Consider the following 13685-nt stretch of genomic DNA (forward strand, 5'->3'; position numbering starts at 1 on the left):
CCGCCCACTCTGCCACCCCGTGCCCCGTGCTCCCCGGGCCGCCCGGCGGCCGCGGCACCGGCCTCACCGGGCGTCCTCACCGGGCGCCCTCCCGTTCGCGCTGCCCGCCGACCGTGCCGCCGCCGCGCAGCGCACGCTCCAGGTCCTTCAGCGCCTGGAGCAGCAGCCGGGTGCCGGCCTGCACGACGTCCCGGTGCACACCGGCCGGGGCCTCGGCCAGCCGCCGCTCCAGCTCCGTCTGCGCCTCGCGGAGCGCGCCGAACTCCACCGTGCCGCCGGTCAGCAGCGCGGCCGCCGCCAGCGCCGTGCCCAGCCGCAGCTCCTCGGCGAACTCGGCGGCGCCGGGGACGGGTTCGGCGTCGGCCGCGGGCAGGTGCGCCTCCAGCAGCACGGCGGCCCGCCCGAGGTGTCCGACCGCCGCCCGGGCCCGGTCGATCTGACGGCGGCTCACCCCGGGCAGCCCGGAGGAGTGCCGGCCCGGCTCGGCGTCCGCCCGCTCCATCGCCTGGAGCAGTTCGGAGCGGGCCTCCCGGGAGTCCAGCAGCGCCGAGCGCACCTCCCGCCCGCGCGGCGCCCCCGGGTGCCCGTAGCCGTCGAGCACGGCGGCCGCGTACCGCCCGGCGGCGGCCAGCCACTCGGCCAGCCGCTCCCCGAGCCGGGCGGTCTGCCAGGTCGGGAACAGCGCGTAGACGAAGAGTGCGACCGAGCCGCCGAGCAGCGTCAGCCCGACCCGCTCCACCGCGGTGACCAGCGGGTTCCCGGCCTGGAGGCCGAGCAGGAAGACCACGTACGAGGAGACGCAGGCCGTCATCAGCGCATAGCCGGTGCGCAGCGTGAGGTAGGCCCCGCCGATGCAGAGCACCGCGAGCGCGGCCAGCACCTGGTCGCCCGGGTCGGCGAGCTGCACCACCAGCGTGGAGACGGCGACGCCGACCATCGTCCCGGCCAGCCGGGCCACCCCGCGGCTGTAGGTCTGGGCGAAGTCCGGGCGCATCACCATCGCGGCGGTCATCGGCGCCCAGTAGCCGTGCTCGAAGCCGGCCAGCCGGGCCAGGAGGTACGCGACCGTGATCACGCCGGTGAGCCGGACGGCGTGCTGGAAGATCGCCGAGCGCGGTTGGAGCTGTCGGCGCACGGCGCGCGCGGCGACCGGCAGCATCCGGGACAGCGGCGGCTTGTGCAGCGCCCCGCCGGCGCCGACCACCGGGGTGCTGATGGTGTCCTCGTCGCCGCGCTCCAGGGCGTCGGCGGCCTTGCGCAGCAGCCCGGCCAGCCGCCGGGTGGACCGCCGGGCGGCGCCCTGCAGCTGCGGGCCCTCGGGCGGGGTGGCCAGGGTGAGCGCCGGCGCGGAGCGGGGGAGGCGCAGCGGATCGCCGGTGCGCACGGCCCGCGCCAGGGCGTCCATCGCATCGGCGGCGGCGGCCAGCACCGCCCGGGCGCGGTCGCGTTCCGGGCCCTCCGCGGGGGCGCCGACCTTGGGGTCGGCGATCGCGGCCAGGGTGGGGCGGATGCGTTCGGCGATGCCGCGCAGACCGCGCAGCCCGGCCGGCCGGTGGCGGTCCTGCCAGGGGGTCAGCGCGGCGGCGTGGCGGGCCGTCATGAACGGGGCCGGGTCGACGTGCGCGGTCGGGTCCTGGCGCAGCCGCCGCGCGTAGTCGGCGAGTTCGGCGTAGGTGTCGGCGAGGGCCTCGCGCTGGGCGGCCCAGCTGCCGATCGGCCAGAGCGTGATGACCAGCGCCTGGGCGGCGCCGCCGAGCGCGCAGACCATCCCGTGGCCGAGCGCGGTGAGGGCGCTGACGGGCAGTTGGACGACGATCAGCATCACCGCGAGGGTGTTGGCCGCGACCACCCCGGCGGTCGGCCCGATCGACCAGGCCAGGCCGGCCCCGAAGGCCCAGGCCGCCAGCAGCACCGGGAACCCGCCGGGCACGCCGACGGCCAGGTAGCCGAGGAAGGTGCTGGTGCCGAGCCCGATCCCGGCCGCCACCGCGAGCGTGGCCCGAGGCCGGAAGCTGCGCTGGAAGGTCGCGGTGCCGGCGATGAAGGCGCCCATCGCGGCCGAGGTGGCGAGCGCGGGCCCGCCCAGCGCCAGGGTCGGGAAGAGCACCAGCGCGACGGCGACGGCCCCGCGGACGGCCCGCTTGGGGTCGGTGAGCGTCCGGTCCAGGGTCAGTCCGGTCCGTGCGGTGTCACGGAGTGCGGCGAACCAGGACATAACGGTCAGCTTAGGGGAGCGGCGTCCTCCGGGAGCGGACGCGCCCGACGCGCGCCCCGAGCCGGCACAGCGCGGCGGTCGGCAGGAAGACCGCGTCCGCCGCGATCATCGCCAGCGAGAAGACCGGCAGCCCGAGCAGCACCGCGATCCCCAGGTGCTCGGCCATCATCACCGCCAGCAGGACGTTCTTGACCCGCCGGCTGATCAGCGTGAACGGGAACGCCACCTGCACGATCACCGTGCCGTAGGAGATCAGGAAGACCGGCAGCAGCGCCGAGCCGACCAGCGCGGAGAGCCCCGGCCAGGGGGTGAAGTAGTCCAGGTGCAGCGGGTAGTAGAGCGCGGTGCCGTCCTGCCAGCGCGAGCCCTGCACCTTGTACCAGCCGGCCGTGGCGTAGATCAGCACCACCTCGGCGGCGATCACCAGCATCGCGCAGTTGTGCACCATGTTCGCCAGCGCGTCCAGCACCGCCCGCACTTCACCGTCCGGCCGCCACCGCCCGAGCGCCCACCAGACCCCGGCCACCGCCCACAGGCCCCAGAACACCGGCCCCCAGCCGACGTAGGGGAAGGCCGTCGCCGTCCAGGCCAGGCTCCCGCCGGAGAAGTCCCCGAGGCCGCAGAGCAGCAGCACCGCACCGAGCCCGGCCCAGAGCGCCACCCCCGACCGGCCCGGGCCCGGCCTACGGGCGTCCAGCGACCAGACCGCGGCGCAGCGGGTGAAGACCAGGTAGACCGCCATCAGGTGGACGACGTTGTCCCCGCCGTCGCCGAGGAAGACGTTGCGGTTCTGCACCGACAGCACGGTGACCAGGAACAGCACCGTGGCCGCCCTGGTCCGCCAGCCGAGCAGCACCGCCAGGGCCGCCAGCACCGCCAGGTGGTAGACCAGCTCGAACCAGAGCCGCCCGCCGAACCAGGGCAGCACGGTCAGCGCCCCGTTGTCGGCGAGCAGCTGCTCGGCCAGGTCCAGCGACCAGGGCGAGTGGTCGCCGTACAGCAGCCGCCGGTTGGGCCACTCGCGCAGCAGGTAGGCCAGCCAGACCAGGCCGAAGCCGATCCGCACCACCGCCGCCTGGTAGGGGCCGAGCGCCCGCCCGGTGAACGCGGCGAACCCGCGGGCGAACAGCTCGCCGGGGCCGGGGCCGCGGTCCGCCCGGGCCGGCTCCGGTCCGGGCGGAGCCGGCTGCCGGGGGATGCCGTCCAGCAGCCGCTGCCCAAACACCTCCTCGGGCACCGGCTCGGGCACCGGCTCCGGCGGCCGCTCCGACGACTGCTCCGACGACCAGCCCGACCCGCGGTCGGACGCCTGGTCCGGCGCCGGCGACACCTCGTTCACCCGAGCCCCCGGTAGTCCTCGTCGTTCACCGGCCACCACGGCAGCTCCCGCACCCGGGGCGCGGGCGGCGGGCTCTCCCCGCTCCAGTCCGGCGGCGGGACGGTACCGGTGGTCACCCGGAACTGGATCTCCAGGATCCGCTCACCCTCGGCGGTACGGCCGATCCGCTGCAACGCGATCCGCTTGAGGTACTGCTCGGCGAGCCTGCCGCGCCCGTTGGTCAGCGACTCGTCCTGGGCGCTGTGCGAGCCGTCGTAGAAGTCCCAGGCCCGCCGCAGCAGGTTCTGGTCGGCGTGGCTGGGCGCCGGGTTGCCCCGTATCGAGGCGATGTCCTGCGCGGTGAGGCCGGTCCAGTCGAGGGTGCGGGTGGCCCCGCCGTCGGCGACGGTCCGCACCCGGGCGTCCAGCGCGACGTTCTGCTGCAGCGGGTTGGGCGCGAACAGCTTCCAGTTCTGCTCGAACTCCGGGTACACCAGGCCGTCGACCTCGTCCCGGTACTCCCGGGAGAGCGAGTTGGCCGGTGCGACGTGCAGGAAGACCGCGCCGAGGAACAGCCCGGTGGCGCAGAGCAGGACGGCAGAGGCCAGGCAGAGCACGGCCAGCGCGGGCGTGGACCAGGTCCGCCCGTCCGGCGGCGCGTCCGTGCTCTCCGCCATGCACTCCCCCGAAGTCGGGCGCCGCCCGTCCGGCTCCGGCGCGGTCGCGCGCCCATCCTGCCCTACCGGCCCCCGCCAGTGGGGCCGGGCCGGCACAGTGTTCCCGGGGTGCCCCGCGGCCTGGCGAACCTCAGAGAACGAAGGCGTCCTGGCCGCCGCTGGCGGCCATCGGACGGCCCGCGTCCTTCCAGGCGTACATGCCACCGTCCACGTTGACCGCGTCCCGGCCCTGCTGGACCAGGTACTGGACGACCTGCGCGGAGCGCCCGCCGACCCGGCAGAGCACGTACAGCGTGCCCTCCTCGGGCAGCTCGCCCAGCCGCGCGACGACCTCGCCGATCGGGATGTGCAGGGCGCCCTCCACGTGGCCGGCGTCCCATTCGTCCTGCTCGCGGACGTCCAGCAGGGCGGCGTCGACGGGCACGGAGGCGGCGTCGGTGGTGGGGATCTGCGCGAACATCGTCTGGTTCTCCTGGGGTTCGGTCTGGGCTCCGCCATTGTCCCCCACCGGCCCGCCGCCGAGCAGCCGCTCCAGCTCGGCCTGCTGCGCGGCGGCCTTGGCGAGCAGCTGTTCGGCCAGCTCCTCCAACAGGCGGTCCGGGTCCTGCGGGGCGAGGGCCAACAGCTGGCCCATCGCGGTGTTCTCCAGCCGGACCTGCTCGGTGGCGGTCTCGGCGATCTTGGCGTTGAGCCACTCCAGCCGACGGCGCAGCCAGCCGAGCCGGTCGGGGGAGTCCTCGGCGGGCGCGGCCTCCGGCGCGGTGGACCACTCGCCGGCCAGCCGCTCCAGCGCGGCGGTGTCGCCGTACGCGTACGCCTCGTTGACCCGGGCGATGAAGACGGCCCGGCGCTGCTGCTCGGCCCCGTCGGTGGTCAGGTCCGGGTGCGCGCGGCGGACCAGCTCGCGGTAGAGCCGCTGGGCCTCCCGGCCGGGCCTGACCTTGGCGGGCGCGGCCGGCGGCGGGGCGGCGTCCTGCTCCTGGACGCTGTCGAACAGCGCGTCCAGGTCCGGCAGCTCGTCCACCCGCTGCCGTGCCTCGGCGGCCCGCCGGCGGTCCTCCGGGTGCCCGGTCCGGGCGGCCACCGTCTCGGCGACCAGGGCGTCCAGCTCGTCCAGCCGGGCGTACAGCGGGCCGAGCAGCTGATGGTGGATCAGGGCGAAGTTGTCGATCTCGACCCGCAGGGTCTGCATGTCGACGTCCATCGTGAGCCAGGCGAGTTCGGCGGCGGCGACCCGCTCCTCCAGCTCCTGCTGCTCCGGGTCCGTCCAGCGGACGGGGCTCTGCGCGCTCACTTCTCGCCTCTGTCTCGTCCTGCCGTTCCCCTGCTGCGAACCGGCCCCGCGGGGCGGCCCGGCCTGCCACCCTACCCCCGCGCGCGGTGCTCCGACGGGGTGGACGGGGAGTGCGCAGCGGCGCACGCCGTGTGACACGCAACTGATATGGATGGATCTCCCCGTTTCGCTATCAAGCCCAGCCCTCTCCGTGCTTCGCTGGTATCCGCACAGCGTGCCTTCCTCCACAGAAACGGCCGCCTCCAGGCGTGGCGGCCAGGCGGGAGCAGACCGAATCCATGGCGGACGAGCCCAACTCCACACCGCTTCCAGCCGGCCCCGCGACGGGGTACGGCGCCGGGCCCGCGCCGGGTGACCAGCCGTCAGGCGTGGTCGCCCTGGTGCGGCTCGCCCTCGTCCTGGTGGACGGTGCAGGGCGGATCGCCCAGTGGAGCAGGGCCGCCGAGGAGCTGTTCGGGCACCGCGCCGAGGTCGCCCACGACCGCCCCGCGTCCGGGCTGCTGCCCGCCGTCGAGCCGCGGAGCATCCCCGGGCCGGCCGCCGCCGCCCGCCGCCGCTGCGACGCGCTGGACACCCTGGCCGGGCTCACGGCCGCCACCGGCGGCTGGGCCGGGCAGATGCCCGTGGTCGACCGCGAGGAGCACCTGCGCGACGTGCTCTGGTGGGCCTACCCGCTGCCCGGCCCGGCCGGCGGCCTGCTGGCGCTGGCCGCCGACGCCCGCCCGCTGCGCTCCACCGGCCCCCGGCTCGCCCTGGGCGAGCGCCTGCTGCCGTTCGCGGCCGCGCCCGCCGCCCGGGGCGGCTTCCACCGGCTCTCCGCCGCCCTGACCCCGCCCGGCCGCCCGGTGCCGGAGCCGCTCGCCCGGCTGCTGCCGACCGGCGCCGGCCACCGGGCCGCCCTGCTGAGCGGGCTGGACCGGGGCGGCCTGCCCGCCCTGCGGCTGGACGCGAGCACCGTGCTGCCCGTCCTGCCCGTCGACGCCCAGCCGGGGACGGCCCACGCCGCCGCCGGGCTCGGCCGCCGCTACCCCACCGCCCAGCAGCGCGCCGCCCGGCTCGGCCCGCCGCCCCAGCCCGAGCAGTCCGCCCCCGGCCGCCGCCCGGCGGGCCCGCTGCCCGGCCAGCGCGAGGCGGCGGACCGGCCCGCCCACCCGGCGGCGCAGCCCGCCTCCGCCGTGAGCGGCGCGTCGGCGAGCGCCGGTCCGTCCGTCCCGGCCCCGCCCAGAGGAGGCGCCACCATCGAGCAGGCCGCCGTCGAGCCGTCCGCCAACGGCCACCAGACCCGCCGGGCCGACGCCGCCCCGAGCACCGTCCCGCCGGCCGACCGGCCCGCCGTCCCGGCCCCCGGGGGCACCCCGTCCGCCTTCGGGCGGGAGGGCGGCACACCCCAGGGCGGCCGGTTCGGCCCGTTCGTCACCAACGGCCAGGCCGGCGAGCAGCTGGCCCTGCTGAACGAGGTCGGCGGCAAGGTCGGCACCACCCTGGACCTCGGCTTCACGGCCCACGAGCTCTGCCGGGTGCTGGTCCCCCGGGTCGCCGACTTCGCCTGCGTCGACCTGTTGGACGGCCTGATCTCCGACTCCGAGCTGCCCGCGGCCCGCCCCGACGACGACACCATGCTCCGCCGGGTCGCGCTGGCCTCCAACGAGTCCGCCGGCGAGTGGGACCACGTGCTCGCCGAGGGCGCCCTGGTCGCCATGCCCCGCCGCACCCCGCCGGGGATGGCCCTGCAGCAGAACCAGCCGGTGCTGGTCCCGGTGGTCAGCGAGGACGTCGCCGTCGACTACGCCGCCGCCCTCGGCGGCGCCCGGCTCGCCACCGTGGTCTCCGGCCGCTCGATGCTGGTGGTGCCGCTCTCCGCCCGCGGCACCGTGCTCGGCATCCTGAAGCTGCTGCGGCTGCCCGACCGCACCCCCTTCGACGAGGGCGACGCCGCCACCCTCAAGGAGCTGGCCGCCCGCGCCGCGCTCTCGCTGGACAACGCCCGGCTGCACCGCGCCGAGGCCCGGGTCGCCACCACCCTGCAGCGCTCGATGATCCCGACCCGCCCGCCGCAGATCCCCGGCGTGCAGATCGCCCACCGCTACCTCCCGGGCGACTCCAGGGCCGAGGTCGGCGGCGACTGGTTCGACGCGATCCAGCTGCCCGGCAGCCGGGTCGCCCTGGTGGTCGGCGACGTGATGGGCCACGGTCTGCACTCCGCCGCCGCGATGGGCCGCTTCCGCACCGCGATGCAGACCCTCGCCGCGCTGGACCTCCCGCCCGGGCAGCTGCTGCGCCACCTGGACAACCTGGCCCACAAGCTCGGCGACGACCATCTCGCCACCTGCCTGTACGCGGTCTACGACCCGATCAACCGGACGTGCGAGCTGGCCAGCGCCGGACACGTCCCGCCGGTACTGGTCCACCCGGACGGCTCCGGCGAGCTGCTGGAGATCCCGGCCGGCGCGCCGATCGGCGTCGGCGGGGTGCCGTTCGTCGCCAAGACCATCGACGTCTCGGACGGCTCGATGCTGGTGCTCTGCACCGACGGCCTGGTCGAGGTCAGGGGCGGTGACATAGGAGCGGGCCTGGCCGCGCTCTGCGGCAACCTGATCGACCCGCAGCGCAGCCCCGAGGAGGCCTGCGACGTGGTGCTGGAGCGGCTGCACTCGGACGACCGCAAGGACGACGTCGCCCTGCTGGTGGCCCGCTTCGACGGGGTCGCCCCGACCGAGGTCGCCACCTGGGACCTCACCGTCGACCACCGCGAGGTCCGCCGGGCCCGCGCGCTGGTCCGCGAGCAGCTGGCCGGCTGGCACCTGGAGGCGCTTGCGGACACCACCGAGCTCCTGGTCAGCGAGCTGGTGACGAACGCCGTCCGGGTCGCCCGGGACCGGGTCCAGCTCCAGCTGATCCGGGTGGACAAGCTGCTGGTCGAGGTCAGCGACGACAACCACAACCTGCCGTCCCTGGAGCCCGCCGAGCAGCTCGGCGAGACCGGCCGGGGCCTGACCCTGGTCACCAAGCTCGCCGAGCGCTGGGGCACCGCCCGCAAGGCCGTCGGCAAGGTGGTCTGGTTCGAACTCCCGCTGCCCCCGAAGGCGCCCGGCGCCTGACCACAGGCGCCGGGCGGCGGCTCAGGGGATCGCCGCCCCCGCGGAGGTCCGGCGCCGGGCCTCCGCCGCGACCTCCTTCGAGGCCGCGGCGGCCACCGAGGTCGCGGCGACGACCCCGGCCAGCACCCGCGGCCAGAGGTCCCCGAACACCTCCACCGAGGCGGCGATCAGCAGCGCGGTGATCACCGCGACCACGTGCTCCAGACCCGCCAGGTTCGGCAGGACGACCGCCTCGCCGACCATCAGCACCACCACCAGGCCGCCGGTGAACCAGGCCCGGCAGCGGAACGCGATGCAGATCGCCAGCGCCACCACCGCGGCCGAGGGCCCGGTGTCCCGCACGTACGCGACCCACTTCGGGAAGCCGAACATGTGGTCCGGCCCGATCGCCACCCCGACCCGGGCGAACAGCGTCCCCGCCAGGGTGCAGGCGTAGGCGACCACCAGGGTCAGCCGCCGACCGAGCACGATCTCGGCGAGGCCGAACACCACGAACACCTGGGCCAGCGCCCCCCAGACCGGAAGGTCCAGCGCCGGCACGTACAACGACAGCGGCGTGCGCATCAGCGACACGTCCAGCGGCAGCGCGGCCTTCACCACCCCGATGTGGGTGACGAGGCGCTCCCCGCCCGGCAGGTGCTGCACGATGCTGAACAGCAGAATCAGACAGGTCGCCGTGGTGGCGAGCGGAACGGCCGCGAACCTCTTGCGCAGCACCTGCTCGCGAACCGTTCCGAACAGCGTCCCCCACTCGGCGACAGCGGCCGCTCCGGCAATAGCCAGCGGCCCCTTTCGCACGCCCCCCGCGTGGGTCCTGTGAATCACAACCGTCTCTCCAAATCCCCGAAGCCGCGAAACGCCTTCCCGACTACCCCAACATTAGAAGCCGATTAATGAATCCACATCGGCATAAAAGGTGGAACGGAGTCATCCTCTGGGGGGAGAGAACACCCCGACACACCCCCATCCGGACCCCCCGGTGTCCTCCGCCCCCCGGCGGAGGAACTACCCCTTCCCATCCCGTGCCGCCGCCGGCACCCGGGGCGCCGCGACGGCGGGTCCGGAGTGTCGGCGACGGAACAGGGCGGGCAGGCTCGGCGCGGTGATGAAGCCCTCGGCACGAGCGCTGGCGATGCCGATCCGCGGAATCTCACTGCTCTTCTCGAAGAGCAGATACCGCGGCTCCCAGATCGGCCGGTACTTGGCGTTGGCCCGGTACAGCGATTCGATCTGCCACCAGCGCGAGAAGAAGCCGAGCACGGAGCGCCACAGCCGCAGCACCGGTCCGGCACCCAGCCGCGAGCCGCGCTCGAAAACCGAGCGGAACATCGCGAAGTTCAGGGAGACCCGGGCCAGGCCGACCTCCTCCGCACGCTGCAGGAGTTCGATCACCATGAACTCCATCAGGCCGTTCTCGGTGTCCCGGGCCCGGCGCATCAGGTCGAGCGAGAGCCCGTCCGCACCCCACGGCACGAAGCTCAGCAGCGCCTTCAGCTCGCCGTCCCCGTCATGGCACTCCAGCATCACGCAGCGGCCGTCCCCCGGGTCGCCCAGCCGGCCGAGCGCCATCGAGAAGCCGCGCTCGGTGGCACCGTCGCGCCACTGGTCGGCCTTGGCCACCAGCTCGCCCATCTCGGCCTCGGGGATGTCCTGGTGCCGCCGGATCCGCACGGTGTACCCGGCCCGCTTGACCCGGTTGTACGCCTGCCGCACCACCCGCATCGCCCGGCCGTCGAGCGAGAACTCGTCCAGCTCGACGATCGCCTCGTCGCCCAGCTCCAGCGCGTCCAGCCCGTGCCGGGCGTAGATCACCCCGGCCTCCTCGGAGGCGCCCATCACGGCCGGCGCCCAGGCGTGCTCCCTGGCCTCGGACAGCCAGGCGTCGATCGCCCCCGGCCAGGCCTCCGGGTCCCCGATCGGGTCGCCCGAGGCCAGCGAGACACCGCCGACCACCCGGTAGGTCACCGCCGCCTTGCCGCTGGGGGAGAAGACCACCGCCTTGTCCCGGCGCAGCGCGAAGTAGCCCAGCGAGTCCCGCTCGCCCTGCTTGTCCAGCAGCCCGCGCAGCCGCTCCTCGTCCTCCGGGGTCAGCAGCTCCTTGTCCTTCGGGCTGCGGAACGCCACGTAGAGCACCAGCAGGAAGAGCACCGCGCCCATCGCGTTGATGAAGGCGTTCACCCAGGTCGGCGCCGAGATCACCGAGCGCAGGTGCTCGGACGGCGTGATCGTGATCATCCGGCCGACCGAGTAGCGGAAGAGGTCCCAGAAGTCGGCGCCCTTGAGGCTGTTGTTCATCCAGACCAGCAGCGCCCCCACGCCGCCGCCGAACAGCAGCCCGGCCACGAAGGCCGCCGCCGCGGTCTTCGGGTTGGAGCGGTCGCCCTTGGAGGTGAACTCCTTCCGCCCGACCAGCAGCGCCAGCACGAACAGACAGGTCAGCACGGTGGAGAAGTAGTTCAGCGGGTGGTGGCTGAAATGCTCGCCGGGCAGCACCATCGCGATCAGGTAGAGCGTCGCGAACAGCCCGGCCAGCGCCAGGTTGAAGATCCACGCGGCCCGCTTGCGCCGCCGCATCGCGATCGCCAGGAAGATCGACAGCACCGCGCTGGCGAGGCCGGCCGTCATCAGGTACGGGGTGAAGTACTCGCCCTCGTTGTGCGTCTGCACCTGGTCCCGGAACGGCACCAGCAGCACCGTCGCGAGGTTCAGCAGCGCCAGCAGCCGCAGGTACCAGACGGTGGCCGAGGCGGCCCTGGGGCGCCAGCGCTCAAGCGGCGAAACGGGCCGGGGCCCGGCGGGCGCGGCGGACGGCTCCGACTTCACAGTGGACGACACAGCTCAATTCCAAACGATCAGATGGTGGGGCGCATCCGCACACGGCCCGGCGCCGGGCGCCCGCACGGGCCCGACGGACTGACCAGCGACCCTCGCCACGGCCGGAAACCGGCGAAGGGCCAGCCAAATCAATGGTTCCCCACCGCAGGTGAGAATTGCGTGAACCCGGTAGCCGATTCCGACCCCCGCCGAACGGCGGGGGTGCTGAGGCGACCGCCCGTTCGGCCTGGCGAACCCGCTGCCCGCCGGGCCCGGCGGCGCCGCGCAGGCGGGAGTTTGACGACAGGCCCTAGTCTCGAATCCACCCATGTGGAGCGGCCGGACCCGGCCGTTCGAACCGAGGAGGGACCATCACCAGCACCCGCGTGTTGATCGTCGACGACGAGATCCTGGTCCGCTCCGGCCTCGGCCTCATCGTCGGCTCCGCCCACGATCTGGAGGTGGTCGGCGACTGCTCCGGGGGCCAGGCCGAGGACCACGTCCACCGTCTGCGCCCGCACGTGGTGCTGCTCGACATCCGGATGCCGGACCTGGACGGCATCTCGGTGCTGCGCCGGATCCGCGCGCTCCCCGACCCTCCCGCCGTGGCGATGCTCACCACCTTCGACACCGACGAGTACATCGGCACCGCCCTGCGGGCCGGCGCCGCCGGCTTCCTGCTCAAGGACACCGCCCCGGAACAGCTGGTGCACGCCGTCCGGGTGCTCGCGGCCGGCGGCAACATCCTCTCCCCCACCGTCACCCGCACCGTGATCGGCGGCTACGTGGACGGCGGCGGTCCGGACGCCGAGGCCGCCGCGCTGGCCCGCACCCTCACCGGCCGGGAGCTCGACGTGCTCGCCCTGCTCGGCGAGGGCCTGTCCAACGCGGAGATCGCCGACCGGCTCTTCCTCGGCACCGGCACCGTCAAGGACCACATCAGCGCGATCCTCGGAAAGCTGGGCGCCGCCAACCGGGTGCAGGCCGCCGTGGTCGCCCACCGGGCCGGCCTGGTCCGGCCCAAGCCCGGCAACGGGGCATGACCAGCGCCGACCTCGCCCCCGCACGACGGCTGCCGGCCTGGGCCACCGCCCCCTGGCTGATGCTGCTGCTACCGGCCCTCTACTCCCTGGTGGACGCCGCGCTGGTGGCCAGGGACGCCCCCTGGTGGCAGGTGCTGCTCTCCGTCACGGCCGCCGTGGTGCTGCTCTGGCGCCGGCGCTTCCCGGTGACGGTGCTGCTGCTGACCATGCCCGGCAGCTACATCGACGACATCTGGCTCGCCCCGATAACCGCCGTCTACACCGTCGCCGCCGAGCGCCCCGCCCCCAGGGTGGTGGTGCCCTGCGCGACCCTGTTCGCACTGGTCGAGTTCTTCCACTGGCCGCTCTCCGAGCAGAACTTCGAACCGAGCCGCGACACCGCGCTGTACGCGATCCAGTCGGTGATGCTGGCCGCCGGCCCGGCCGCCACCGGGCTGCTCTCCCGCACCCGCCGGGAGCTGGCCGCCCGGCTGGACGAGCTGACCCGCGGCCAGGAGCGCGAGAGCCGGCTGCTCGCCGAACGGGTGCTGATCAGCGAACGCGGCCGGCTCGCCCGGGAGATGCACGACGTGGTCTCCCACCAGGTCAGCCTGATCAGCATCCAGGCCGGGGCACTCCAGGTGAGCACCGCCGACCCGGCCGCCGCGACCACCGCCCGCACCATCCGCGAGCTGTCCGTGCGCACCCTCGACGAGCTGCGCCAGATGGTCGGCGTGCTCCGCGCCGCCGGACTGCGCCCGGACGCCCCGCTGGCCCCGCAGCCGCGGCTGGCCGACCTGCCCCGGCTGATCGAGGAGAGCGGCCTGGCCGCCGACAGCGAACTGGCCCCCGGCGACCGCCCCTGGCCGGAGGCCGTCGAGCGGGCCGCCTACCGGACCGTCCAGGAGGCCCTCACCAACATCACCAAGTACGCGCCGGACGCCGCCGTCCACGTCCGGGTCCGTGCCACCGGCCGCCGGCTGCAGGTGGAGGTCCACAACGAGGCGCCCCCGACCGTGCCGGCCGAGACGCTGCCCGGCGGCGGCCACGGCCTGGTCGGCCTGCGCGAGCGCGCCCAGCTGCTCGGCGGCACCCTGGCCGCGGGCCCCACCGCGGACGGCGGCTTCAAGGTCATCGCCGACCTCCCCGCCACCCGGGACTGACCCGCGACCGACGGCCCCCCCGGCGGGCCCGGGCCCGGCAACCAGGGCAACCCCAGGACCGGGACAACAAAAAACCCCGCAGAT

General features: G+C 74.9%; 9 protein-coding genes. 3 read left to right on the forward strand and 6 right to left on the reverse strand.

Translation table 11 applies throughout. The features are described from left to right. Positions 1 to 76: 76 nt before the first annotated feature. From ACGFZP_RS09155 to ACGFZP_RS09170, 4 genes are all read right to left on the reverse strand, one after another. Entirely contained in the window at positions 77 to 2215 is a 2139-nt protein-coding gene (locus ACGFZP_RS09155; RefSeq protein WP_392930217.1) for an FUSC family protein, read from the reverse strand. A 10-nt stretch (positions 2216 to 2225) separates the two neighbouring features. After that, complete coding sequence (locus ACGFZP_RS09160) at positions 2226 to 3344, reverse strand: HTTM domain-containing protein (protein WP_392931011.1); 1119 nt, start codon at positions 3342 to 3344, stop codon at positions 2226 to 2228. Positions 3345 to 3550: 206 nt separating this feature from the next. Continuing rightward, the gene (locus tag ACGFZP_RS09165) at positions 3551 to 4210 is read right to left on the reverse strand and encodes a DUF5819 family protein (protein WP_392930219.1); all 660 of its coding nucleotides are present in this window, start codon (positions 4208 to 4210) and stop codon (positions 3551 to 3553) included. A gap of 130 nt (positions 4211 to 4340) precedes the next feature. Then, positions 4341 to 5504 carry a rhodanese-like domain-containing protein gene (locus ACGFZP_RS09170; RefSeq protein WP_392930222.1) on the reverse strand — a complete coding sequence of 388 codons (1164 nt, stop codon included), beginning with the start codon at positions 5502 to 5504 and terminating at the stop codon, positions 4341 to 4343. Between the two features lie 278 nt (positions 5505 to 5782). Here ACGFZP_RS09170 and ACGFZP_RS09175 point away from each other — a divergent pair, with 278 nt between their 5' ends. Further along, positions 5783 to 8602, forward strand: coding sequence for a SpoIIE family protein phosphatase (locus ACGFZP_RS09175; protein WP_392930225.1), 2820 nt, complete (start codon positions 5783 to 5785; stop codon positions 8600 to 8602). A gap of 21 nt (positions 8603 to 8623) precedes the next feature. Here the strand turns inward: ACGFZP_RS09175 and ACGFZP_RS09180 are convergent, their stop codons facing one another. Next, positions 8624 to 9400 carry a hypothetical protein gene (locus tag ACGFZP_RS09180; protein ID WP_392930228.1) on the reverse strand — a complete coding sequence of 259 codons (777 nt, stop codon included), beginning with the start codon at positions 9398 to 9400 and terminating at the stop codon, positions 8624 to 8626. Positions 9401 to 9607: 207 nt separating this feature from the next. Then, the gene (locus tag ACGFZP_RS09185) at positions 9608 to 11437 is read right to left on the reverse strand and encodes a phosphatidylglycerol lysyltransferase domain-containing protein (RefSeq protein ID WP_392930231.1); all 1830 of its coding nucleotides are present in this window, start codon (positions 11435 to 11437) and stop codon (positions 9608 to 9610) included. A gap of 368 nt (positions 11438 to 11805) precedes the next feature. On the opposite strand from ACGFZP_RS09185, the gene ACGFZP_RS09190 reads away from it, so the two are divergent. Next, a complete protein-coding gene (locus ACGFZP_RS09190; protein WP_392931013.1) occupies positions 11806 to 12459 on the forward strand; it encodes a response regulator in 654 nt (217 codons plus the stop codon). Then, positions 12456 to 13601: a sensor histidine kinase gene (locus tag ACGFZP_RS09195; RefSeq protein WP_392930234.1), complete on the forward strand. Its 1146-nt coding sequence runs from the start codon at positions 12456 to 12458 to the stop codon at positions 13599 to 13601. The genes ACGFZP_RS09190 and ACGFZP_RS09195 overlap by 4 nt, the downstream gene beginning before the upstream one ends. Positions 13602 to 13685: the final 84 nt, after the last annotated feature.

Source organism: Kitasatospora sp. NPDC048239, assembly GCF_043202015.1.
Taxonomy (GTDB): Bacteria; Actinomycetota; Actinomycetes; order Streptomycetales; family Streptomycetaceae; genus Kitasatospora.

Bases quoted from the DNA above. Each gene is read 5' to 3' on its own strand.
- ACGFZP_RS09165 (WP_392930219.1), bottom strand. From the start codon at position 4,210: ATGGCGGAGAGCACGGACGCGCCGCCGGACGGGCGGACCTGGTCCACG.
- ACGFZP_RS09155 (WP_392930217.1), bottom strand. From the start codon at position 2,215: ATGTCCTGGTTCGCCGCACTCCGTGACACCGCACGGACCGGACTGACC.
- ACGFZP_RS09195 (WP_392930234.1), top strand. From the start codon at position 12,456: ATGACCAGCGCCGACCTCGCCCCCGCACGACGGCTGCCGGCCTGGGCC.
- ACGFZP_RS09175 (WP_392930225.1), top strand. From the start codon at position 5,783: ATGGCGGACGAGCCCAACTCCACACCGCTTCCAGCCGGCCCCGCGACG.